The organism is Erwinia sp. INIA01, assembly GCF_025947915.1.
Classification (GTDB): Bacteria; Pseudomonadota; Gammaproteobacteria; order Enterobacterales; family Enterobacteriaceae; genus Erwinia; species Erwinia coffeiphila.
This window is the reverse complement of sequence record NZ_JAPDNC010000005.1, coordinates 15256-38163: the sequence shown is the minus strand read 5'-3', so window position 1 is coordinate 38163 and position 22908 is coordinate 15256. Positions and strand designations below refer to the sequence as shown.

The window sequence follows — 22908 nt, the reverse complement described above, 5'->3', positions numbered from 1 at the left end:
TTCTGTTTTCGCCCCCGGATCAGTCAGCCTGGTCAAACATGGGTGGATAAAGTCCGTGGCGGCCCGGATTTTCGGCCAGAGTCGGATGAAATAATTGTGTAAACAGCTGCGCGGTTAAATTACCGCTGTGCTTGTGCGTAACCAGCGGGCAGCCATCATACTGATTCGTCCACCAGTAGCTGGTGTACTGTAGCGGATCGAAACGGCGCGAAACCTCCGGCCATGCGAGAGTCGGACTATCGCGATAGCCAATAATCGTGCTGGCGTCGAGTTTTACAGTCTCAGGCAGCGGGGCAAGGTTAGTTATCGCCAGCTCGGCCTCATCGACGCTTTTCTGCTGGCGAACAGCCTGTTGCAGCGCGGTGCCCAAAGCGTTAAACCACTCTCCGGCCATTGCCAGCTGAACCGGGTGCCACTGCGACACCGCGATCTTTTGTGCGGCCATCAGCGGCCAGACGCGACCCACCCGATCCCGCGACGGCATCAGGCAGCCAATTTGCACCTGCTGTACGCCAAGTGTGGCAGGCAGCGCAAAATTCCAGATCGGCGCACGAGCGAAGGCTTCAGTACAGTTATTGTGCAATTGTTGCCACTGTACTACACCGGATTTAAACCAGTTTGACCACTGGGCAAGCTGCGATTCGGGCATCCGGCGATGGACAAAATCCCCTGCTGCCGGGAGTTTGCCATACCATCCCAGTTCAGTGCTGGTTGCCATTTTGTTTTCTCATTATCAATACGCCGTCACGCGCGTAGGGTGAGCTTTGGATCTGCTTATCGAGAAGCTGGCTTAAATGCCAGTCCAGTTGCTTAAGCTGGGCATCGGTAATATCCGGTGGCGGATTTTTTGACAGATTTTGCATCACCCAGCCCCGCAGAAAACGCCCATCGTATGTCCGCGGCTGGTAAAGCATCTGATAAGCGCGGATCGCGTCGCGGGTGAAAGATTCATCTGCGCCGTTATCTTCCTGTAGCGTGAGCGTGATCGCCTGGGCAACGCGCGGTAGCAGCAGGGATTTCAGGGCATTTTGATACAGACCCCAGCTGGCGTTATACAGTTGCTCACCCCGATACAGCCCCGCTCGCATTAACGTCGGTGGAGAGGAGAGCGAAAAGTCCGGCGCTTCAGGCAGTGCCACCAGGCTGTTTAAAAACGGCAGCAGCCCGGTGATATCGCCACTGTTGTTATCGCTCAGCGTATGGGCCTGCTGCTGAATTTCCGGTAACCTGGCGTCAATTTGTTGCAAATAACGCTGATTCTTATCATAGCTGGTGTACCACAGCCCACAACACGCCACTAATGCAGCAGCTGTGGCGGCATACCCCATGCGGTGCAGGCGCTTGTTACGTAACTCCCAGCGGCTGTCGCTGCCGGCCAGCGCACTTTCACGAAACACCACTTTACTGAGCAGGTCGTGAATAAAATAGCTTTGCCCTTTATTGGCCGGAATGGGCGAAGTACGGCTGACGCTGTTCCAGCTGGCAATTGACTGCCCCTGCGACTGCGGCAGCTGGAGTTTACGCGCCAGTTCGCCCATCACGCGATCGAACGGCAGACCTTCCTGCGTGCCGCTGGTAAAGAATAGTCCACGTATGGACCAGGCCGGTTCACCCTGTCGGGGCGAGAAAATGGTGGTCAGATATTCTGCCAGCAGCGGGCGTAAAGACGCGAATTCCTGTGGAAAAAGGAAGCAGTCTGCGCGCTGCTGTAAATCAGTTTGCCTTGCCATATTGCAGGCGAGATCGTTCATCAGCTGGTTGCAGAGTTGATGGAAATGGTGCTCAAACTGGGGCAACAGCAGGCCGTGTTCATCCGCAGTGGACTTTAGCGGGAAAGTGAAGCCAAAGACCTGCTCCCGCTGGTTTTTGTCGCACTGGGCAAAATAGCTCATAAAGCCTTTAAGCAGATCGCTTTTCGTCACCATGATATAGACCGGGAAGTGGATACCCGTTTGCTGGTGAAGTTCTGCCATGCGGCTGCGTAGAGCCGTCGCCTGCGCCTGGCGCATCTCCGCCGAGTCACTTAACAGGTCGGCCACGCTGAGCGTAACGATCACGCCATTGATTGGCTGACGCGGACGATAGCGTTTAAGCAGGGCGATAAATGTCTGCCATTCACTGGCATCACGTGTACGCTGGCTCTCCTGAAGGGTATATCTTCCCGCAGTATCAAGCAGCACGGCCTGTTGTGTGAACCACCAGTCGCAGTGGCGCGTGCCGCCCACCCCTCGCAGCGCGCCTTTATTCAGGCTGTCGGGTAGCGCGAACTCCAGTCCTGAGTTCAGCAACGCGGTAGTTTTACCCGCACCCGGTGCGCCGACAATCAGATACCACGGCAGCTGATAGAGGTAGCGGGCGCTGAAAAAGCGCAGCCAGCGGCTACGGCGCGATGGGGAACTATTCGGAAACTGGATCTTTTTTAGCAGTTGAGTTGCGTCGTGAAAGCGCATATCCAGCATTTCACTGGTAGCCTGTAACTCATTCTGTTCGTGGCTGTTCAACTGTAATCGCGTTAGCATCCGTCGGTTATACCAGGCGCGATAGAGCTGGGGCAGCAACATAAACAGCCCCCACAGCAGATAGCAGCTGGCGATCAGCAACTGACGATTCAGATCGCTATCAAGTAACTGAAACTGACTGAGGGCCAGTAAAGGCCCGAGCATCCAGATCAGGGCGCAGAGGGCGCTGACGCCGAGCAGGCCCCATATCGGTCGGCAGGTAAGCAGGGCGAAAATGGTTTTCAACATCATGATTTTCCGGTGCTGTTGCTGCGGTCATCGTTTTCAGGCGCGGCGAACAGGGTAATCTCTACACGCCTGTTCTGAGCCCGATTCTGAGCGCTGTCGTTGGGCATCAGTGCACCGCTGTCGCCCCGCCCCTGGGTGCGAATAGACACACCGGGCTGGGCAATCAGCTGCTGCATCAGGCTGGCGATGGCGGATGCCTGCGCCTGGGAATATTCATAGCTTGAGGGGAAACGTTCTTCACGCCGTGGTCTGTCATCGCTGAAAACGCTAATCAGCAGCGTTCCGTGAACGGCTTCCAGCGCCGTGGCAACTCGGGCGATAAGCGCGCGTCCCTCGGCTGAAAGTACCGTACCAGAGGCATTGAACAGGCCGTCTACCGGCAGGATCACCCGGCTGCCACTGCTGGTATCCACCACATCCAGCTGATGAGCGGTAATCAGATCGCTAAGACGCAAACGCAGGTCGGTTAACGCCTGTGGAACGGGGCCGCGTTGGCCAGCGACCGTTTCCGGTAGCGGGGTTTGCCAGATTTGCTGTAGCAGGGTGGTGGCGGTGTTGCCCAGGCGCCAGTTCAGGCTGGAGAAGACCAGGCAGGCGATAAACGCGGCAATTGACATGCAGGCCCAAAGTGGCACCGGCGCGCGCCATGGTGCACCTTCATGCGGCAGTTCGACCGGGGGAGAAATACGGCTGTGATGCGGCGTATCACGGACATTAGCAATGAGCGTGGCAAGACGATCGCGAATGGCATCGCGCTGGCTGCGACCGTTTTCCATTGTGCGGTAGCGGCCTTCATAACCCAGTAGCAGACAGTAGTTAATGACTTCTAACAGCGAAAGATGCTGATCGGGATTCTGCGACAGTCTGGAAAGCAGCTGAAAAAACTTATCGCCGCCCCAGGCTTCGTTATGAAATGTTACCAGCAGTCCGTTACCTGACCAGACGCCGCGATTGCCCCACGGCGTTTGCGCAGCCGCCTCATCGAGTACCGTACACAGGCAGTAGCGGGCGCCGATAATCGTCTCAAACGGCAGTTCCACCTTGCGGCAGTGACTTTCAAACAGGCGGATCTCATCAACCAGCTGCTGGCGTAAACCTGCCGGATCGTCATGGCTGATGGCCTGGCGGATCTGCACCACGGCGTTCAGCAAGGGAAATGCTGCTGCCAGCAGAGGATTATCAAGGGCCGCGTAGCTCTCTGTCGCCGGAGAAAGTTCTGGCATCATCAGGATTCGAGGATCTCAGCTGTGTGCTGCAGCCAGGAAAGGCCCGCAGCCGCATAAATTATTTTATCCATTCACCGGCAGTATGGCTGCCGCATCGGGTTCGGGTTATTGCAAGATCCAGGTCGCCGTATCGCCGCTGCGACAGGCTTTGCTCTGCCCACCCACGTCAACGCACTCTTTTTTACGCGCTTTGCGCGGGCGAGGGCGATCGTTGCGCAGCGTAGCGTCATACAGTTCGCTTTTTACACCGGCCTTGAGCGGAACATATCCTGCCAGCTGTTGCGGATCGTCGCCGGCAATGGCCAGCCAGTGGTCCGCTTCACCCAGTACGGTGAAGGGTTTTCCGGTTTCCAGGTAACGAACAATCTTGCCGCTGTAGTCGGGCCGGGTCATCACCGAGGCTTTATACAGCGCACGATATTGCTGGTTTACAGGTGTAAAAGAGGTGGGGGCCTGTACTGCATATCGATGGACCAGCTTCACGCCATTGACCTCACTGGTCACCAGAGTGTCATCATCCGGCTGTGACGGGGCCGTTTTGCATCCTGCGAGGGAAAACACGGCCAGCAAGATTAACGCGCTGCTAATTTTCACTTTGATCCCCGTGAATCTGTTCAGAATATCTGGCTTTAAAACGCGACAGCGCCGCGCCAGCCACGCTCCATTGCAACCAAAATGAATGTGTTGGCACATTATTCGGTTGAGAGGAATAAAATTGCCCGGTTTGACATCAGGATAAATCGTTAATGGTCTTACCTGACGTTTTTGGGAATAGAATCCATTGCAGGCGCTGAATGAACATGCTAGCAGTCGCCTTATTTGCCAGATTTTGCCTGAAAGGAGTGATAACGGCAATTTGATTAGCGCTAAAAATGCTAATTTTCCTTATCTGCTGCATAGTTGGCGTGAAAACAGGCGTTTGGCGCGGTCCGGTGATGCGCATGGCATCACCGGACGAGTGATTAGCTGAAGGCGTAAAATGAGATCGCTTTAGTCGTTGCCATAGCGGCCGATGATTCCGGCACCGGCCAGCGCGTGGCCTTTCAGTGCGTTGAGCAACTGGTCGCGGGTCAGCCCGGAAGGAAGTGCATCTGCCGCCAGATCGCTGGCGATAAGCGTAAAGATATAATGGTGCGCCCCGCTGCCTGCCGGAGGGCAGGGGCCGTGGTAACGATCGGTTCCCGGGCTGTTTTTTCCGCCGGTGAATCCGTTGCCGCTGGTCAGGTCGCCTCGGGCAAACTGGGTACGGCTGGCGGGGATGTTGTAGGCCACCAGATGTGAGACGCCGAGTCCTTTCGCACCTTCAGGGTCAAAGACCATCAGCGCAAAGCTTTTGGTTCCTGCGGGAGCGTGGTTCCAGCTAAGTGCCGGGGAGACGTTTTTACCTGTGCAACTGACGTTACCCGGGGTTGCACCGGCGAACTGTTTGTCCAGCAGGGCATTGTCGGTAAAGTCGGGTGAACTGAGGGTGAAGATTTCCTGTGCGCCAGCGTTGAGGCTGGCTAACAGGAGTGAGGCGGCGAGTAGCGTTTTTTTCATTGACGTTCTCCGTTTTAAAGTGGTGCTGATTATCTGATGGTTGATATTGTCACCGGCTGGCCTGTCATCGCGCTGCGGATGGCCCCAACGGTGGACCGGCCAGCCTGCTTTGTTTATTTCCTTACTGTCTGAAGAAACGGACCAGAGGCCTTGTTTGAGTCTGGTCGGTGATAGTGCCGACACTGGCTGGCCGTTCCCCCTTCCGGGCCGGTCCTCGCGCGGCATTGCACGCCGTGCCTTCACTTCGCTTATCAGCCGGACGGACCGATACAGACGGGCCCTCCCTGGCCCGACCGTATCTTTCACCCGCGTCCTGCGTGTGAATCCTGGCTTCTTCGCTTCGTTCAGCGCTGCGGATGGCCCCTACGGTGGACCGGCCAGCCTGCTTTGTTTATTTTCGTGCTGTCTGAAGAAACGGACCAGGGGCCGGGTTTCAGTATGGTCGGCGTTAGCGATGGTGCTGGCTGGGCGACTTCTTATATTTCAGTATGGTCTGAGAATGGAGAGCTGCCAGTTTGTTGATTCTGTTCAGGCAATTCAACGGTTGGACTAAATCAAATAGCGAGCAGAATGGTTAAAGGGGGAACAGCCTCTGCGGCTGCCGGGTAATCCGCAGCGCTGAGATGAAAGCATCAGGCCAGGATACGCCAACAGGACGTTGGCGTAAGGCTGCGTCGTGTCAGGGACGACGCGTCGCAGGCGGTCCGACAGGACGGATGCTGGAATCGAAGGCACCGGGCGAAGCACGGCGCGAGGACCGCCCGGCAGCCGCAGAGGCTGTTCCCCTGACACACAGGCACCAGCGACTATCCAGACACACAGTTAGTCAAGTAGCCGCTACAGTCCCGGAATCTGTGCACCAACTGGTTAACGATCCACGAGTTCACCTGAACGACGCATCTGTCCCCGGCGATTTTCACCGACCAGCCGAATCTGTGTTAAGGTTATAACTCGCCAATTTTGTGAGGCACCACACATTTAACCCGCTATAAAAACATTGCTTTTGCTATTTTAATGCCTATGAACCGATTTATCCGCCGTTACCCCATCGTACTTTCTCTGCTGGTCATGCTGTGCGGACAGTTGACCCAGCGCGTATGGGCCTTTGACGCTGAAAATCAGGTTGCCGAAGCCCCCTTTGACGACCCCGCCCGCTTTAGTCATATGCTGCAACACCTACCCGAGCTGAACAGCAGGACAGGCGACGATGTAATAGAAAAACGCATCGCCGAAGCGGTGAAAAGCATCGGGGAAGCCAGTATGGCCAGCGACAGTGATAAGCCGCTGCGTGAACAGGCCGAGCTGTGGGCATTCAACCGCTTTCGCGATTTTGCCGCCGAGCGCGCGGCCAGAGAAGGGGAACAGCTGCTGTCGCCTTACGGGCGTGCCAGCGTCTCGCTGGCGGTCGACGATGCAGGCAGCTTTAACGGCACGTCGGCGCAGTTGATTACCCCCTGGCAGGATAACTACCAGTATCTTACCTTCAGCCAGTTGGGCCTTGAGCAAACAGAATACGGAGCGGTGGGTAATGCCGGACTGGGGCAGCGCTGGATAGCCGGAAACTGGCGGCTGGGCTATAACGCTTTTATCGACGATTTGCTGACCGAAAATCAACAGCGCGGATCGCTGGGTACCGAAGCATGGGGCGAATATCTGCGTTTTTCCGCCAACTACTATCATCCCCTTAGCGGCTGGCACAATCGCGGTAGCACCAGCCAGATGCGTATGGCGCGCGGCTATGACATTACCACTCGCGGTTACCTGCCGTTCTATCGCCAGCTTGGCGTTTCCCTGAGTTACGAGCAGTATCTGGGGCGCAATATCGACCTGTTCCACAGCGGAAATATGATGGACAATCCTACGGCGGTGACGCTGGGGATTAACTACACGCCGGTTCCGCTGTTCACGTTCAGCGCCAATCATAAAGAGGGCGACAGCGGTGAATCACAGGATCAGTTTGCACTGAAGATGAACTACCGCATCGGCGTGGCGCTGAGCAAACAGCTCTCTGCCAGTAACGTCGATGCCGCGCAGTCGCTGAGCGGCAGCCGTTATGATGCGGTGAATCGTAATAATTCTCCGGTGATGGCCTTCCGGCAGCGGAAAACGCTGTCGGTGTTTCTTGCCACGCCGCCGTGGCAGGTGCAGCCGGGAGAAACGCTGCCGCTGAAATTGCAGATTCGCCACAGCAATCCGATCAAAGCAGTGAGCTGGCAGGGGGATACTCAAACACTGAGCCTGACGCCGCCCGCTAACAGCAGCGATCCGCAGGGATGGAGCATCATTATTCCCGCCTGGGACAGTTCGTCAGGGGCGAGCAATGAGTATCGTCTGTCGGTGACGCTGGAAGACAGTAAGCAGCAGCGCGTCACCTCAAACTGGATCACATTGAAACTGACTCCGCCGGTAGCATTGCAGGACCCGCGTGCGGAAAATTACGATTTTCTAACCCCCTGACGACGGGAAAGATAGCCCCGCTGAAATGCAAAAAGTTGTCAAGATAGCGCCCGAAAATATATGTGATTAAAGTCACAAAATACTCCTTCCCAACGTCAGGGTTTTTCTGCACAATCTGCGAAAAATTCTACTCACCTGCTCATCATGATCATCCGTCCGCATCGTCACTGGTTTGTTCGCCTTTTCGCCTGGCACGGCTCTGTGCTACCCGGAATCTGGTTTCGCCTGACACTCAATTTAATGATGTCAGTGATCGCGATTTTGTGTCTTGACTGGTATGAAACGCTGGGGATTAAGTTGACCCTTGCCCCGTTCAGCCTGCTCGGGGTGTCGATCGCGGTATTCCTTGGTTTCCGCAACAGCGTCTGCTTTGGCCGTTTTATCGAAGCGCGCATGTTCTGGGGTAACCTGCTGATCGCCTGCCGTACGCTACAACGCCTGGCGCTGGCCATCTCCCCGGCTGAAGCGCCGCGCGTGATGTCGCTGCTGCTGGCTTTCTGCTACAGCCTTAAGCACCAGTTGCGCCGTACCGATGCCCATGAGGACATGCGCCGCTATCTTGGCGATGAGGCCGATGAGATCCTGACCCGGCGCTCACCGACCAACTTTATTGAGCTACAGCTTTCCAACTGGCTGGCGGTACAGCGTCGCAACGGTAATCTTTCTGACATTCTGTATGCGCATATGGATGACAGCATCAATCAGCTGTCACAGGTTCTGGGAGGATGTGAGCGGTTGGCGAGTATGCCGATTCCGTTTGCCTACGGCCTGCTGCTGCACCGTACGGTGTATCTGTTCTGTACGCTGCTGCCGTTCGCGCTGGTGCCGGATTTGCACTATATGACCCCGCTGGTATCGGTGTTTATCGCCTATACCTTCCTGTCGCTGGATACCCTGGCGGAGGAGCTGGAGATGCCGTTTGGCCTGGCCAACAACCATCTGCCGCTGGATGCCATGTGCACCAACATTGAGATCAACCTGCGGGAAATGAATCTGGAGCAGGAACTGCCGGATACGCCTCAGCCTGACAGACATTATCGTTTAACCTGATATGACAAAAGGGCGATCTTAACGATCGCCCTTTGTTATCCCATCAGAACTGGTAGTTCAGACCGACGCCGGTGACGTCGTCGTTCGCCAGCCCCAGCGGGTTGTTGTCGCTGAGCAGGTTAACTTTGTATTCGGCGTACGCCAGGAAGTTTTTGTTGAAGTAGTAGTTCGCACCGAAGGAGACGTACTTCACGATATCCGCATCACCGATGTTTTCAATGTCCTTACCGCGTGATGACACGTAGGCCAGAGACGGACGGAAACCGTTCAGGAACTGGTATTGCGCTACAGCTTCAAAATTCACCGCTTTGTTAGCAAAGCCGCCGCTGATTGGCGTCGCGTTATGGGTGTTGCCGTACACCGTTGCCAGATAGATCTGGTTAGCGTCGTACTTAATCGCCGTTGCCCATGATTCCGCACGGTCGCCTTCACCACGCGCTGCGTTATTTTGTGCCTGAGTACGGCCGAGGTTGGCATAGGTGCCCACCACGCTCAGACCCCAGTCCGCATTGTAGCTGACGGATGTCGCGTAGCCGTCACCGTTGCTACGACGCACGGCATCGGTGCCGGTACGGTCGTTTTTACCCTGGTACTGCAGCGCCACATTCAGGCCATCAACCAGGCCGAAGAAATTGCTGTTACGCCAGGTTGCCACGCCGGTTGAGCGCGTAGAGAGGAAGCCGTCCGCGTAACCGGAGTCGCCGCCGAATTTCGGCAGCATATCGGTCCAGGCCAGCGCGTCATACACCAGACCATAGTTACGGCCGTAATCGAATGAACCCCACTTGCCAAACTTCAGACCGGCAAAGCCCAGACGGGTTTTGTCGCCGCTCAGCGCATCAGCGCCTTCGGTTTTGTTCAGCTGGAAGTTGTACTGCCACTGGGCGTAGCCGGTCAGATCTTGCGCAATCTGCGTTTCGCCTTTAAAGCCAAAACGGGCATAGGAAACATCGCCATCGTTGCCCGTATCATCGGAGAAGAGGTGGCCAACGTTAATCTTACCGTTCAAATCCACCTTGTTGCCGTCTTTGTTATAAATCTCTGCTGCCTGCACGCCGCCAGTGGCCAGAAGAGCCGGTATCAGTAATGCCAGTAAAGAACGCTTCATCATGAGTAACCCTGTTTTAAAATTATATTTTCTTTGCATTTAGTGCGGTGGTGAAGGTGACATAAAAATATGTTTCATGAAAATTGAATATATGTAACAAATTATTTCATGGTGATTTTTGACAAGGTGTTTATAAGTTATTCCTTATGATGCAATACGTATTAGCTATGCATCTTTTAAGGGTTTGTGGAATTTAATTGAGTTAATTGCATGATTTAATTGTGGAAATTAATATTTCATTTTTATGAAAAACAATATTTATTTATCGCATTATGATTGATTATTGAGCGATTTTGGCGGTTTTTGTTTTATGGTTAATTATCAGAATTGGGTTAATGCTATTTATCGTAAAGCTTTTCTATTAATACAAAATGTCCATATGTAATATCTGTGTTTTTGGGTTTTTTAATTAATATATCTAAATAATACAGGACGGGATTATAAGGCTGAGTGTTAAAAAAATGATTTCTTCAGCGAGTTTACGCTGAAGAGGTGGTGTGCACGGTTCTGGTGCGCGCCTGCTGCATTATGGTGCGTTAACCTCCTCTTTTTACGACCAAATTCTATCGGCGATCACATAAACAATATTTTATTTTACCAATGCATAATTCCTCTTTTTTTTGTGTGGCGAAGCCGGGGATTTACATTGATATTCACTTTTTATGCATTTATGGTGAATAACAGACTATTGTAAGTTATTGATATTTAGTTGTTGAATTTGGTTTATGCATTTTTTTGCTGGCTGGCACGCTCTGTGCAATTTACAGTAGAGCTGCAATGAATCATTTCATTAACATTTAATACATCTTTAGTTCACCACAAAAACTAAAGGTTTAAGCGATAAACGAGGCCGCTATGCAACCGTCAATCACCCGTGAAAATTTCGATCAATGGATTGTTCCAACTTACGCTCCTGCCAGTTTTATTCCGGTGCGCGCGGAAGGTTCAACGCTGTGGGACCAGGAGGGCAAGTCCTATATCGACTTCGCCGGGGGAATTGCGGTGAATGCACTGGGCCATGCACACCCCGATCTGCAGCTGGCCCTGCAACAGCAGGCTGCGCTGCTGTGGCATACCGGAAATGGTTATACCAATGAGCCGATCCTGCGCCTGGCAAAGCAGCTGGTGGATGCTACCTTCGCCGACCGCGCGTTCTTCTGTAACTCCGGTGCGGAAGCTAACGAAGCGGCGCTGAAGCTGGCGCGTAAGGTGGCTCACGATGGCGGCAATCTGCAGAAAAACGGCATCGTGGCGTTCAATAACGCGTTTCATGGTCGCACGCTGTTCACCGTTTCCGCCGGTGGCCAGCCTGCCTATTCGAAAGATTTCGCGCCGCTGCCGGGTGGCATTCAGCACGCGGTTTACAACGATTTGGATTCCGCAGCCGCACTGATCAACGACCAGACCTGCGCAGTGATTGTGGAGCCGATTCAGGGGGAAGGTGGGGTCGTTCCGGCTGAACCTGCCTTCCTGCGCGGGCTGCGTGAGCTCTGTGACAAGCATCAGGCGCTATTGATTTTTGATGAGGTGCAGAGCGGCGTGGGCCGTACCGGTTCGCTGTATGCCTACATGCATTATGGCGTGACGCCGGACGTGTTGACCACCGCCAAAGCACTCGGTGGTGGCTTCCCGATCGGGGCCATGCTGACGACCGAAAGCCTTGCGGCGCATCTGAATATCGGCAGCCACGGCACCACCTACGGCGGCAATCCGCTGGCCGGAGCGGTCGGTGGCAAAGTGATGGAACTGATCAACCGCCCGGAAATCCTGGTGGGTGTGGCAGAGCGCCATCGCTGGTTTGTTGACGGCCTGAATGAGATTAACCAGCGTTTACAGCTGTTCAGTGAAGTCCGTGGGCTCGGTCTGCTGATTGGTTGCGTGCTGAATCAGGATTACAACGGTAAAGCCAAACTGATTAATCAGGCCGCTGCACGCGAAGGGCTGATGGTACTGATTGCCGGAGCTAACGTTGTACGTTTTGCTCCGTCGCTGATTATCACTAAACAGGAAGTCACGGAGGGGCTGGCACGCTTCGAACGCGCCTGCCGCGCCGTCATTGAAGGAGCCGCCGTATGATGTTTATTCGTCCCGTTGAACGAGACGATCTGGCTCAGCTGATGTACCTCGCCGGCAAAACCGGCGGGGGACTGACCTCTCTGCCCGTTGACAGCGATACGCTGTCAGCGCGTATCGAACGTTCATTAATGACCTGGCAGGGAAAACTGCCGCGGGCTGAACAGGGATACGTTTTTGTGCTGGCAGATGGAGATACCGGTAAAGCCGTGGGGATCTGCGCCATTGAGGTGGCGGTGGGTTTACAGGACCCCTGGTACAACTTTCGTGTCGGCACGCAGGTGCACGCCTCGAAAGAATTGAATGTATACAACATGTTGCCCACGCTGTCGTTAAGCAACGATCACACCGGCAGCAGCGAGCTGTGCACGCTGTTCCTTGACCCGGACTACCGCAACGGAAAGAACGGCTATCTGCTGTCCAAATCGCGCTTTTTATTTATTGCGGCGTTTCGTGACCGCTTTATGCAAAAAATTGTCGCGGAGATGCGGGGTGTCAGTGATGAAAATGGCCATTCGCCATTCTGGGATAGCGTCGGCAGCCGCTTTTTTTCGATGTCATTCAGCGATGCCGACTACCTGAGCGGCACCGGGCAAAAGGCGTTTATCGCCGAGCTGATGCCTAAACATCCTTTATATATTGATTACCTGTCACCGGAAGCACGGGCGGTTATCGGCGAAGTTCATCCGCAGACGGCTCCTGCACGTGCGGTGCTGGAGGCTGAAGGTTTCCGCTTCCAGAACTATGTCGACATTTTCGATGGCGGACCGACCCTTGAGTGCGATATCGACCGCGTGCGCGCTATCCGTAAAAGCCGCGAGCTGGTGGTTGAGTTGAGCGAGCAGCCGGATCAAACCCTGCCGCTGTGCCTGGTGGCGAATCAACACTATCAGCAGTTCCGCGTGATGCTGCTACCGGCCAATATGCAGAGCGGCACGATTGCTGTCACCGCCGCGCAGGCTGAAATTTTACATTGCCGGGCAGGAGAGAACCTGCGGGTAGTGACACTTTGTCGTGAGGAGAAAACAGCATGACGCACTGTATTAATGGTCAGTGGCTGACCGGCGGTGGTGAGACCATCGCTAAACTGGACCCGGTAAAGGGCGAACTGCTTTGGCAGGGCAAATCGGCCACTGCTGCGCAGGTTTCCGACGCTTCTGAAGCCGCCCGGGCGGCATTCTCCAGCTGGGCACGCCGGCCGTTTGCCGAGCGTCAGACGATCGTAGAAAAGTTTGCTCAGCAGCTGGAAAAGAATAAGCGCGAGCTTAGCGAAACGATTTCTCGCGAAACCGGCAAGCCGCGTTGGGAAACGCTGACCGAAGTGCAGGCGATGATCAATAAAGTGGCGATTTCTCTGCGCGCTTATCATTCCCGTACCGGAGAGCAGGCTGAAGGTGAAAGTTCACTGCGGCATCGCCCGCATGGTGTGATGGCGGTCTTTGGACCTTATAACTTCCCCGGGCACTTGCCTAACGGTCACATTGTTCCTGCGCTGCTGGCCGGGAATACCGTGGTCTTTAAACCGAGCGAACTGACGCCTCTGACGGCTGAACTGACTGTCAGGTTGTGGATCAATGCCGGGTTGCCTGGGGGCGTAATCAATCTGGTGCAGGGCGGCCGCGAAACCGGCCAGGCGCTGGCGCAGGATAATCAAATCGACGGCGTGCTGTTCACCGGCAGCGCGGCAACCGGCTACCAGCTGCATCGTCAATTGGCGGGTAAACCGGAAAAAATGCTGGCGCTGGAGATGGGCGGCAATAACCCGTTGATCGTCGAAGATCCTGATGATATCGATGCAGCCGTGCATATCGCCGTGCAGTCTGCTTTTATCAGCGCGGGACAGCGCTGTACCTGCGCCCGCCGACTGCTGGTGAAAAAAGGGGCCGCCGGAGATGCCTTCTTACAGCGTCTGGTTGACGTGTCGGCGCGAATTCGCGTTGGCGGCTGGGATGATGAACCGCAGCCGTTTATGGGCAGCGTGATTTCATTGTCTGCGGCGGAAAAAATTTATGCTGAATGGCAGTCACGGGTGGATGCCGGTGGCCGGGTGCTGCTGCCAATGCAGTGGCCGCAGCGCGACAGTGCGATCCTGACGCCGGGCATCATTGATGTGACCGGTTTGCAAAATCTGCCGGACGAAGAGGTCTTTGGTCCACTGCTGGCGGTGATCCGCTACGATGATTTTGATGCGGCTATTCGCATCGCCAACCACACGCGCTATGGCCTTGCCTGCGGTTTGATTTCCCCGCAGCGTGAGAAGTTTGAACACCTGCTGATTGAAGCGCGGGCCGGCATTGTGAACTGGAATAAACCGCTGACCGGTGCCGCCAGTACCGCACCGTTTGGCGGAATAGGGGCCTCGGGCAATCATCGTGCCAGCGCCTGGTACGCGGCTGACTACTGTGCGTGGCCGATGGCAACGCTGGAATCGGCGGACTTGAATCTGCCTGCAACCTTATCACCGGGGCTGGACTTCAGCACGGAAGGAGAGACGCGATGAGCGCCCGTGAAGTCAATTTCGATGGTCTGCCGGGATTAACCCACCATTACGCAGGCCTGTCGTTTGGTAATGAAGCCTCAACCCGTAATCAGCATCAGCTGTCTAATCCCAAACTGGCCGCGCAGCAGGGTTTGGTGAAGATGAAAACTCTGGCGGATCTGGGTTTTGCTCAGGGGGTGATCCCGCCGCATGAGCGGCCAAACGTGGAAGCACTGCGGCAGATCGGTTTCAGCGGCAGCGATGCGCAGGTGGTGGCTCAGGCGGCAAAACAGGCTCCGCAGCTGCTTTCCGCCGTCAGTTCGGCCTCTTCGATGTGGGTAGCGAATGCTGCCACGGTGTCACCCTCCGCTGATAGCGCCGATGGCCGTGTGCATCTGACGGTGGCTAACCTGAATAATAAGTTCCACCGGGCGATAGAAGCACCGACCACAGCGAATCTGCTGCGGGCGATTTTCCGCGATGGTAACCATTTTTCGGTGCATGATGCGTTGCCGCAGGTGGCGATGTTCGGTGATGAGGGGGCGGCCAACCATAACCGCTTCAGCCACGGCTACGGCACGCCAGGCGTGCAGATGTTTGTCTATGGCCGCAGCGAGCGTGGTGGCGTAGCCCCGACCCGCTATCCGGCTCGCCAGACGCTGGAGGCCAGCGAGGCGGTGGCGCGTTTGCACCAGCTCGATCCGGCCCGCACGGTGTTTGCTCAGCAGAATCCGGCGGTGATCGACCAGGGCGTTTTCCATAACGACGTTATTGCCGTCAGCAATCAGCAGGCGCTGTTCTGCCATCAGCAGGCGTTCCTCAATCAGCCGCAGCTGCTGGCCGAACTGGCTGAAAAGCTGCCGGGCTTTACGGCGATTGAGGTGCCGGATAACCGTGTCAGCGTGGCCGATGCGATAGCTACCTATCTGTTCAACAGCCAGCTGCTCAGCAAACCGGATGGCAAAATGCTGCTGGTACTGCCGGAAGAAGCGCGCCGCCATGCGGGCGTCTGGGGCTGGCTCAATGAGCTGGTCGCCAGCGGCAGTCCGATTGATGAGCTGAAGGTGTTCGATCTGCGTGAGAGTATGTTCAACGGTGGTGGTCCGGCGTGCCTGCGCCTGCGGGTGGTGCTGGATGATGCGCAGCAGGCGGCAGTAAATCCTGCGGTGATGATGAACGATCGGCTGTTCCACACGCTGAACGGCTGGGTAGAACGCCACTATCGCGATCGCCTGTCGCAGGCCGATCTTGCTGACCCGCAGCTGTTGCTGGAAGGGCGTGAGGCACTTGACGAACTGACTAAGCTGCTAAACTTAGGCAACGTATACCGTTTTCAGCAGTAACGCGATCGTTGCAGGGCCGGGGCATGTCCCCGGTCCCTCAGGGCTGAGCGGCGATGCTTGAAGGAGTAATGATGCAAGATTTTCTCACCTTAACCCTCGCCGGAGACCGCCCCGTTGCCGTTGCCGGGCAAAACGCCCAACTGAGCTGGCGATGGATTGATGAAGGTATTCTGGAACTGACGCCGCATCACCCGGCGCAAATGGCCCTGGTGATCTCCACCGGCATCCACGGTAACGAAACGGCTCCCGTTGAAATTGTCGACCGGCTGTTGAATTCGCTGCTGAGCGGTGAGACACCGCTGGTGCCGCGCCTGTTGGTGATTTACGGCAATCCGGCGGCGATGCGGCAGAATAAGCGCTATGTGCATGGCGATATGAATCGGATGTTCGGCGGCAGGTGGCAGCAGTACGAAGACTGCCCGGAGGCGCGCCGCGCATGGCGTCTTGAGCAGGCAATGGAGAATTTCTGGCAGGTCAGCGAGCATGACGAGGTGCGCTGGCATATTGATATGCATACGGCGATTCGCGGTTCGTATCATCCACGATTTGGCGTGATGCCGCAGCGTGAAACGCCGTGGCCGGAAGATTTTCTTCACTGGCTGGGGGCCGCAGGGCTGGAGGCGCTGGTGTTCCATCGTGCGCCAGGTGGAACCTATACGCATTACAGTAGCCATCATTTCCATGCAGCCAGCTGTACGCTGGAGCTGGGTAAAGCGCTGCCGTTTGGCCATAACGATCTGACGCAGTTTTCCGCAGCCGACAGGGCGCTTAGCGCGCTGGTTAGCGGCGGCACGTTACCTGCGGTGGGGGTTCCACCGCTGCGCTATCGCGTTTCGCAGCAGATCACCCGGCATTCAGACCGTTTTGTGCTGTATATGGGGGGAGAGACGCTGAACTTTACCGCGTTTGCTCAGGGGACGCTGCTGGCCGAGGATGGTGATACGCAGTATTACGTTCAGCAGGCGCGGGAGTATGTTTTGTTCCCTAATCCGAATGTGGCTGAAGGTTTGCGGGCGGGTTTGATGCTGGTGGCGGAGGATGCCAGCGAGGTGATTGATGTGTCTGAGTCTGAGGGCGCCAGCGTTTTTAGTCCTCCGGCGTAAGATGTGTTAATCAGTTGGAGTACGTTGCTGAATAATCCGGATCGTTGATATTGTTTGGCTGGTTGGTGTTGCGGTGGCATTGGTGGCTGGCTGAGCCTCTGTGGCTGCGGCCGGGCGGTCCTCGCGCCGCGCTTCGCCCGGTGCCTTCGATTCCAGCATCCAGCCTGTCGGACCGGCTGCGACGTGTCATCCCTGACCCGACGCAGCCTACGCCAACGTCCTGTTGGCGTATCCTGGCCTGATGCTTTCATCTCAGCGCTGTGGATTGCCCGGTCGCATCCGCAGAGGCTCTGCCTGTAGTATCTCCGTTGCTGTTTAAATCGCTAATCTGTTGATAACGGGTCGGTAACGTCGTTGTTGCTTTGGGAGCGGGGTGGTGCTGAGCCTCTGTGGCTGTGGCCGGGCGGTCCTCGCGCCGCGCTTCGCCCGGTGCCTTCGATTCCAGCATCCGGCCTGTCGGACCGGCTGCGACGTGTCATCCCTGACCCGACGCAGCCTTACGTCAACGTCCTGTTGGCGTATCCTCGCCTGACGCTTTCATCTCAGCGCTGTGGATTGCCCGGTCGCAGCCACAGAGGCTCTGCCTGTGGTATCTCTGTTGCTGCCATTTAACAGACAACGACGGAGTCCAGGAGCACGCTGGCGGTTCCCCAGGCTGGCAATCCGCAGCGCTGAACGCAGAAAGGAAGCCAGGATGTGCCCGCAGGACGCGGGCACAAGGCTCGGTCGGCGCAGGGACGCGACGTCTGAGCCGGTCCGGTAGGCTGACGAACGGAGTGAAGGGACCGCGCAGCGGCGCGAGGACCCGCCAGACAGGGGAACTGCCAGCTTGCTCAGAGCACTGAACTCCAGAAAATGCCAATACAGAGTCACTGTTCAGATGCAGCCAGTGCTGTAGAAGCGATTTGCCCCGAACTCATCTTCGCCACAAATCCTTGACTCAAATACCCCGGAATCGGGCACCCGCAGAAAAGTGTAAAGCGCTTAACTTTTTCCTTCCGAAATCCCGCCAGGAGGATTACACTCCTCCATATTCCCTGCATAAATTCCTTCAAATTCATATTCTTTTGCAATTCTTCACCATAATCTTCTCATTCTCTCCATGATTGGCTTCAAATTGTCTTTTATGCTTTCAGGCCTTTACCAACCCTCTGAGTACTTGACGTTGGGCATCGTAAACTGGCTCCCGACAACGCGACAACCGGGTCGCCATAGAAATGAAACATAAGGACAATACTATGCGTAAATTAACTTCCCTGATTGTTGCTGCCACGCTGGCAGTGGGTGCAGCAAATATCGTTCATGCTGCAAACGACAACCTGACTCCACCTCCTGCCGGTGGCGACAAACCAATGATGCATAAGCCACCTCGTCACGGCGGCGGTATGCACGATATGTTTAAAGGTCTGAATCTGACCGACGCGCAGAAGCAGCAGATTCGCACAATCATGAAAGAGTCGCACAAGGACATGAAACGTCCTTCGCTGGAAGAGCGCCGTGCAATGCACAGCATTATCGCTTCCGACACCTTCGATCGGGCTAAAGCGGAAGCGCAGGCAACGCAGATGGCCGCCAACGGTAAAGAGCGCGCCCTGTCTATGCTGGAAACGCAGAACAAGATGTATAACGTGCTGACGCCTGAGCAGAAAAAACAGTTCAACCAGGATTTTGAGAAACGTCTGACTGAAAAACCGAAGCATGAAGGTAAAATGCCTCCTGCAGACGACTAATCCTCGTTAAACGTATTTGAAACCGCCGGTGTTGCTCACCTCCGCCCTCAGGGCAGTGGGCAACACCGGCGGTTTTGTTTGGTGATGAGTTCAGAGCGACACGATCGGCAGTTTGCCGGCCATTAGCGGTTTACTGAGGATCTTATAGCCGTCGCTGTCAAAACCCGGCAGTGTGGTGCAGAGCGATGTTGCTTCCGCGATATCGCTGACCGAGCCCAGATAAAGCCAGTTATTAATGATGTGGATTTGTTTTCGATCGACACCTTCTTCAATCACGCCAACGGCTCCCTTCCACGGCCAGCACTGTACACGCACCGCTTCCAGAGCGGCTAAAAGCCGCTGCTGATGCGCTTCCACGCTCTCTTTACCGCAGCAGGCCCCGCCGCAGCGCCGTAGCGCCGAACGGAAACAGCCGCGACCGGCGGTCAGCGGCTCAATACCCAGCAATCCGTAGCAAAGCTGCTGCTCGTCGGCAATTTTCTGTAAATGCTGAAGTGCAGCGCGGCGGTTGGCATACAGACCAAACAGGTTTGGCGTGTGTGAGAAATCAACCTCTTTGGCGTAGACCACCTGCGGGCGCTGATTCACCAGCTGCAGCGCGCACAGCTGACGGTTTTTGCGCAGACGTTTGTTAAACAGGGGCTGCTGGAGCTTAATCATCTGCGCTTCAAGCAGCAGCGCGCCCAGTTCGCCGGCAGTAGTAATAAAGCTGATACGCGTTGACTGACGCAGCATTTTTGCTTCATCGGCGGTACGCAGGTGCGACATCACCCGGCTGCGGATATTGACACTTTTGCCGATATAGAGCGGCAGGTTGTCACTTTCGCCATGAAAGGTATAGACGCCGGGAAGGTTGGGGAGATCGTCTATCCACGGGCGCAGATGCTCTGGATATTGATAAATTGCCGCCGCTTCAAACTCCAGACGGTGGCTGACGATTTTTTTGACCACTACGGACTCCAGTTGCTGGTTGTTCATACAGTATAGCGAAAATATTTATCAGCGGTTAGTTGTGGACAGCTGTGTGGAACCAAAGACCATGGGAGCAGATGTAGTAACAGGAATAAGGGAACCAGAAACAATACGTTGGAGGCAGGCAGTGGGTGGTTGGAAATCGGCAGAAGAAAGATCATCCAGCTGGCAATAAAAGTCGCCGCCAGCCAGATGATATGAGATTCCTGAGTAAACCAGCGGCTCGCGGTGAGCCGCTTTATTATCGCACTGGGCGATGGCCTTAACGGCTATTTTTAATACCGGGCAGTCACAGTGGCATTTACCGGTTTATTTTTTCCAGAAATCATCAAACACGGTAATCGGCGTACGGCGCTTGTGCTCGGTTTTCTGATACCAGCCTTCAATGATTTTCGCTGCGGCAGGATCGATAGTTTCACCTTCCAGGTAACGATCGATCAGCTCATAGGTAACCCCAAGAGCAACTTCATCCTGCAGGCCGGGGCGATTATCTTCCAGGTCTGCGGTTGGCTGCTTCAGATAGAGGTGTTCCGGGCAGCCCAGCGCTTTCAGCAGCTGTTTTCCCTGTCCCTTATTCAGTCGGAAAATCGGGTTGATGTCGGTGCCGCCGTCGCCATATTTGGTGAAGAAACCGGTCAGCGCCTCGGCCGCATGGTCGGTACCCACAACGACGCCCGCCGTCATGCCTGCGATGCTGTACTGGGCTTTCATGCGTTCACGCGCTTTTTCATTGCCGCGAATAAAGTCAGACAGCGTAATACCGGCATCGCGCAGCGCCTGCTCGCTCGCCAGCACCGCCTGCTTGATATTCACCGTCAGGACGCGGTCCGGCTGGATAAAACCAATCGCATCCTGACAGTCCTGTTCATCCGCCTGCACGCCGTAGGGCAGACGCACGGCAATAAACTGATAGGCGGTGTCAGTGGTTTCTTCGCGCAGTTCGTTAATCGCGGTCTGGCACAGCTTTCCGGTGAGCGTTGAGTCCTGACCACCGCTGATGCCCAGCACCAGGGTTTTCAAAAACGGATACGTTTTCAGGTAGGACTTAAGAAAATCAACGCTGGTGCGAATTTCTGTATGTGCATCAATCACCGGTTTCACACCCAGTGCCGCAATAATGTCCTGTTGCAGAGCCATTTACCTCTCCTCAGATTCAGCGCCGACGGACGGCAGCCAGTAAAATTATGTCTGTTTAAGCTAACGCGCCCGGCGCGAAACAACAATCTTCATCCGCGATGTTTATCACCGACTGCTGACAAATCAGACTTTTTTCGGCTTTTGCGCCAGCAGCGTAAACATCACGATAGCCAGCATGTAGCAACCAAAGATGGTTGCCGCCATGGTCATCACTGACGTTCCACCTATACCGGTAACCGGCACGCTGATGCCGCCGAGGGTAAACATTGCCACGCCCAGCACCGCCGACGCGCTACCTGCCCGATGCCCCTGGCTTTGCATCGCCAGCGAGGAGGCGGTGACCGAAATCACCCCGTTGCTGGCCACGCTAAAGAACAGGGCAATCAATACGATCGGCAGCGCAGCGCCGCTGAGTCCGGCCAGCAATAGAGTACCCGACGAGATAAAGGCGAGTATCAATCCCCCTTTTAGCACCCGATATTCCCCCCACAACGGGCAGAGACGCGCGCTAACCTGAGAAGCAATAATCAGGCCGATACCGTTAGCCGCGAAGCAGAAGCTGAACGCCTGGGGTGAAAGATGATAAATCTCCTGCAGGACGAACGGTGATGCACCGATGTAAGCAAACATCCCTGACATCATAAAGCCCTGAGTCAGGCAGAAGCCCATAAACGGACGATGGGTGATAACCTGGCCCAACGCTGCCCACGCGGAAAGTATGCTGCCCTGGCTACGGCGTTCAGGAGCCAGCGTTTCATGCAGCTTCAGCTTAGCCAGAATAAACAGCAGCACGGCGATAACCGCCAGTGCCATAAACAGCCCGCGCCAGTTAAGGAAGGTCATCAGCGCACCGCCCATCACCGGAGCGGCAATCGGCGCAAGACCATTCACCAGCATCAGCAGGGCAAAAAAGCGCGTCAGCTCATGGCCGGTATACATATCGCGAGCAATGGCGCGCGACAGTACGGCACCACCTGCACCCGCCATTCCCTCGAACAGGCGCGCCAGCAGCAGCTGGTGGATATCCTGTGCGAGCGCGCAGCCAATGGAAGCAATCAGCAGCAGGACCAGCGACAGCAGTAGCGGGCGAATGCGGCCGTATTTATCGCTGAGTGGGCCAAAGAACAGCTGGCCGAGACCCAGACCAAGCAGACCCGCGGTGAGGCTTAACTGAGCGGTGGCTGTTGGGGTTTGTAAATCGCTGGCAAGTTCCGGCAGCGCCGGCAGATACAGGTCTATGCACAGCGGGCCGAGCGCTGCCAGAAGGCCGAGCGTAATGGCGTAGCCAAGACGGTTTGGAGATGCAGGTGTCATGAATCCTCTGAATGAAATAGCAGTTGGTGGATCTGTTGGTAGAGCGGGTAGAGCGTTTCGGCTGACGCTTTCTGCGGCGTCAGGCGGCGATAACCAGTGCCTTCAACCAGCACGGCAAGGATTTCCACACAGCTGCGGATTTTCTCGTTGCTAAAGCCGGGGTACTCTTGTTTAACGTTTTCGCAGGCCCGATCAAATATGCGGGTGTCGGCTTCCTGCATCATCAGTGCAACACGAGGATTGCGGGTTGCTTCTGCAGCAACCTCCAGCATTAACGCCTCATCATCTTCATTCAACACATGACGCCAGGCCAGGAGTTGAGGGAGATGATGACTGCTACTGGTATCGATCATCTGCTCAATTCGCCGGTCGATAATGCGCTTTATCATCTCTTCGATAATCGCGTCTTTATTGGAAAAATAACGATAAATCTGCCCAACGCTGAGTTGGGCTTCCAATGCCAGGTGCGCCATGCTTGCAGCATGAAAGCCGTACTGACGAAAACAACGGCGTGCGGCGGTGATGATTTCATCCTGACGCAGGCGATGTCTGGCATCACGCGCTTCGTTATGCATGATGAAAAGCCCTCCGCGACCGGGTATTTTTACCCGGTATTGCATATGAAACGGG

Annotated in this window: 18 protein-coding genes; 8 read left to right on the top strand and 10 right to left on the bottom strand. The window is 55.5% G+C overall.

Annotated elements, in window-relative coordinates; translation table 11 throughout:
* Nucleotides 1-19 precede the first annotated feature (19 nt).
* The 5 genes from tagF to OMR58_RS10330 form a co-directional block, all read right to left on the bottom strand.
* Nucleotides 20-718 carry a type VI secretion system-associated protein TagF gene (tagF, locus tag OMR58_RS10350; RefSeq protein ID WP_105594370.1) on the bottom strand — a complete coding sequence of 233 codons (699 nt, stop codon included), beginning with the start codon at nt 716-718 and terminating at the stop codon, nt 20-22.
* The gene (gene tssM / locus OMR58_RS10345; RefSeq protein ID WP_264546042.1) at nt 702-2747 is read right to left on the bottom strand and encodes a type VI secretion system membrane subunit TssM; all 2046 of its coding nucleotides are present in this window, start codon (nt 2745-2747) and stop codon (nt 702-704) included. Before tssM ends, tagF begins: the two co-directional genes overlap by 17 nt.
* Nucleotides 2747-3973, bottom strand: a complete 1227-nt coding sequence (gene icmH, locus OMR58_RS10340; RefSeq protein ID WP_444861310.1) for a type IVB secretion system protein IcmH/DotU — start codon at nt 3971-3973, stop codon at nt 2747-2749. The genes tssM and icmH overlap by 1 nt, the downstream gene beginning before the upstream one ends.
* Nucleotides 3974-4078: 105 nt before the next feature.
* Nucleotides 4079-4567: a hypothetical protein gene (locus OMR58_RS10335; RefSeq protein WP_105594372.1), complete on the bottom strand. Its 489-nt coding sequence runs from the start codon at nt 4565-4567 to the stop codon at nt 4079-4081.
* Nucleotides 4568-4963: 396 nt separating this feature from the next.
* Nucleotides 4964-5512: a YbhB/YbcL family Raf kinase inhibitor-like protein gene (locus tag OMR58_RS10330; RefSeq protein WP_264545854.1), complete on the bottom strand. Its 549-nt coding sequence runs from the start codon at nt 5510-5512 to the stop codon at nt 4964-4966.
* Nucleotides 5513-6580: 1068 nt separating this feature from the next.
* Here OMR58_RS10330 and OMR58_RS10325 point away from each other — a divergent pair.
* Together OMR58_RS10325 and OMR58_RS10320 are read left to right on the top strand one after the other, a co-directional pair.
* On the top strand, nt 6581-7969 hold the full coding sequence (locus tag OMR58_RS10325; RefSeq protein WP_279355979.1) for a YchO/YchP family invasin: 1389 nt from the start codon (nt 6581-6583) through the stop codon (nt 7967-7969).
* A 144-nt stretch (nt 7970-8113) separates the two neighbouring features.
* Nucleotides 8114-9019, top strand: coding sequence for a bestrophin family protein (locus tag OMR58_RS10320; RefSeq protein ID WP_200558573.1), 906 nt, complete (start codon nt 8114-8116; stop codon nt 9017-9019).
* A gap of 43 nt (nt 9020-9062) precedes the next feature.
* Here the strand turns inward: OMR58_RS10320 and OMR58_RS10315 are convergent, their stop codons facing one another.
* Nucleotides 9063-10130 carry a porin gene (locus OMR58_RS10315; RefSeq protein WP_279355978.1) on the bottom strand — a complete coding sequence of 356 codons (1068 nt, stop codon included), beginning with the start codon at nt 10128-10130 and terminating at the stop codon, nt 9063-9065.
* An 852-nt stretch (nt 10131-10982) separates the two neighbouring features.
* On the opposite strand from OMR58_RS10315, the gene OMR58_RS10310 reads away from it, so the two are divergent.
* The 6 genes from OMR58_RS10310 to spy all read left to right on the top strand — a co-directional run bounded on the left by OMR58_RS10310 (nt 10983) and on the right by spy (nt 18855).
* On the top strand, nt 10983-12203 hold the full coding sequence (locus OMR58_RS10310) for an aspartate aminotransferase family protein (RefSeq protein WP_200558574.1): 1221 nt from the start codon (nt 10983-10985) through the stop codon (nt 12201-12203).
* Nucleotides 12200-13234 carry an arginine N-succinyltransferase gene (gene astA / locus OMR58_RS10305; protein WP_105594378.1) on the top strand — a complete coding sequence of 345 codons (1035 nt, stop codon included), beginning with the start codon at nt 12200-12202 and terminating at the stop codon, nt 13232-13234. The genes OMR58_RS10310 and astA overlap by 4 nt, the downstream gene beginning before the upstream one ends.
* Entirely contained in the window at nt 13231-14700 is a 1470-nt protein-coding gene (astD, locus tag OMR58_RS10300; RefSeq protein WP_264545853.1) for a succinylglutamate-semialdehyde dehydrogenase, read from the top strand. Before astA ends, astD begins: the two co-directional genes overlap by 4 nt.
* The gene (gene astB / locus OMR58_RS10295) at nt 14697-16022 is read left to right on the top strand and encodes an N-succinylarginine dihydrolase (protein WP_264545852.1); all 1326 of its coding nucleotides are present in this window, start codon (nt 14697-14699) and stop codon (nt 16020-16022) included. The genes astD and astB overlap by 4 nt, the downstream gene beginning before the upstream one ends.
* A gap of 71 nt (nt 16023-16093) precedes the next feature.
* Nucleotides 16094-17125, top strand: coding sequence for a succinylglutamate desuccinylase (astE, locus tag OMR58_RS10290; RefSeq protein WP_264546039.1), 1032 nt, complete (start codon nt 16094-16096; stop codon nt 17123-17125).
* A 1238-nt stretch (nt 17126-18363) separates the two neighbouring features.
* A complete protein-coding gene (gene spy, locus OMR58_RS10285; RefSeq protein WP_105595010.1) occupies nt 18364-18855 on the top strand; it encodes an ATP-independent periplasmic protein-refolding chaperone Spy in 492 nt (163 codons plus the stop codon).
* Nucleotides 18856-18945: 90 nt separating this feature from the next.
* On the opposite strand, the gene cho is transcribed toward spy, so the two are convergent.
* The 4 genes from cho to OMR58_RS10265 all read right to left on the bottom strand — a co-directional run bounded on the left by cho (nt 18946) and on the right by OMR58_RS10265 (nt 22853).
* The gene (gene cho / locus OMR58_RS10280) at nt 18946-19833 is read right to left on the bottom strand and encodes an excinuclease Cho (RefSeq protein ID WP_444861309.1); all 888 of its coding nucleotides are present in this window, start codon (nt 19831-19833) and stop codon (nt 18946-18948) included.
* Nucleotides 19834-20136: 303 nt separating this feature from the next.
* Complete coding sequence (nadE, locus tag OMR58_RS10275; RefSeq protein WP_264545850.1) at nt 20137-20964, bottom strand: ammonia-dependent NAD(+) synthetase; 828 nt, start codon at nt 20962-20964, stop codon at nt 20137-20139.
* Between the two features lie 123 nt (nt 20965-21087).
* The gene (locus OMR58_RS10270) at nt 21088-22278 is read right to left on the bottom strand and encodes a multidrug effflux MFS transporter (protein ID WP_200558578.1); all 1191 of its coding nucleotides are present in this window, start codon (nt 22276-22278) and stop codon (nt 21088-21090) included.
* A complete protein-coding gene (locus OMR58_RS10265) occupies nt 22275-22853 on the bottom strand; it encodes a TetR/AcrR family transcriptional regulator (RefSeq protein WP_264545849.1) in 579 nt (192 codons plus the stop codon). The genes OMR58_RS10270 and OMR58_RS10265 overlap by 4 nt, the downstream gene beginning before the upstream one ends.
* Nucleotides 22854-22908 lie beyond the last annotated feature (55 nt).

Coding starts and splice junctions, on each gene's coding strand:
- astA (WP_105594378.1), top strand. CDS start 12,200: ATGATGTTTATTCGTCCCGTTGAACGAGACGATCTGGCTCAGCTGATG.
- OMR58_RS10315 (WP_279355978.1), bottom strand. CDS start 10,130: ATGATGAAGCGTTCTTTACTGGCATTACTGATACCGGCTCTTCTGGCC.
- cho (WP_444861309.1), bottom strand. CDS start 19,833: ATGAACAACCAGCAACTGGAGTCCGTAGTGGTCAAAAAAATCGTCAGC.
- astD (WP_264545853.1), top strand. CDS start 13,231: ATGACGCACTGTATTAATGGTCAGTGGCTGACCGGCGGTGGTGAGACC.
- spy (WP_105595010.1), top strand. CDS start 18,364: ATGCGTAAATTAACTTCCCTGATTGTTGCTGCCACGCTGGCAGTGGGT.
- OMR58_RS10330 (WP_264545854.1), bottom strand. CDS start 5,512: ATGAAAAAAACGCTACTCGCCGCCTCACTCCTGTTAGCCAGCCTCAAC.
- OMR58_RS10310 (WP_200558574.1), top strand. CDS start 10,983: ATGCAACCGTCAATCACCCGTGAAAATTTCGATCAATGGATTGTTCCA.
- tssM (WP_264546042.1), bottom strand. CDS start 2,747: ATGTTGAAAACCATTTTCGCCCTGCTTACCTGCCGACCGATATGGGGC.
- astE (WP_264546039.1), top strand. CDS start 16,094: ATGCAAGATTTTCTCACCTTAACCCTCGCCGGAGACCGCCCCGTTGCC.
- nadE (WP_264545850.1), bottom strand. CDS start 20,964: ATGGCTCTGCAACAGGACATTATTGCGGCACTGGGTGTGAAACCGGTG.
- OMR58_RS10320 (WP_200558573.1), top strand. CDS start 8,114: ATGATCATCCGTCCGCATCGTCACTGGTTTGTTCGCCTTTTCGCCTGG.
- OMR58_RS10270 (WP_200558578.1), bottom strand. CDS start 22,278: ATGACACCTGCATCTCCAAACCGTCTTGGCTACGCCATTACGCTCGGC.
- OMR58_RS10265 (WP_264545849.1), bottom strand. CDS start 22,853: ATGCATAACGAAGCGCGTGATGCCAGACATCGCCTGCGTCAGGATGAA.
- astB (WP_264545852.1), top strand. CDS start 14,697: ATGAGCGCCCGTGAAGTCAATTTCGATGGTCTGCCGGGATTAACCCAC.
- OMR58_RS10325 (WP_279355979.1), top strand. CDS start 6,581: ATGCTGTGCGGACAGTTGACCCAGCGCGTATGGGCCTTTGACGCTGAA.
- icmH (WP_444861310.1), bottom strand. CDS start 3,973: ATGATGCCAGAACTTTCTCCGGCGACAGAGAGCTACGCGGCCCTTGAT.
- tagF (WP_105594370.1), bottom strand. CDS start 718: ATGGCAACCAGCACTGAACTGGGATGGTATGGCAAACTCCCGGCAGCA.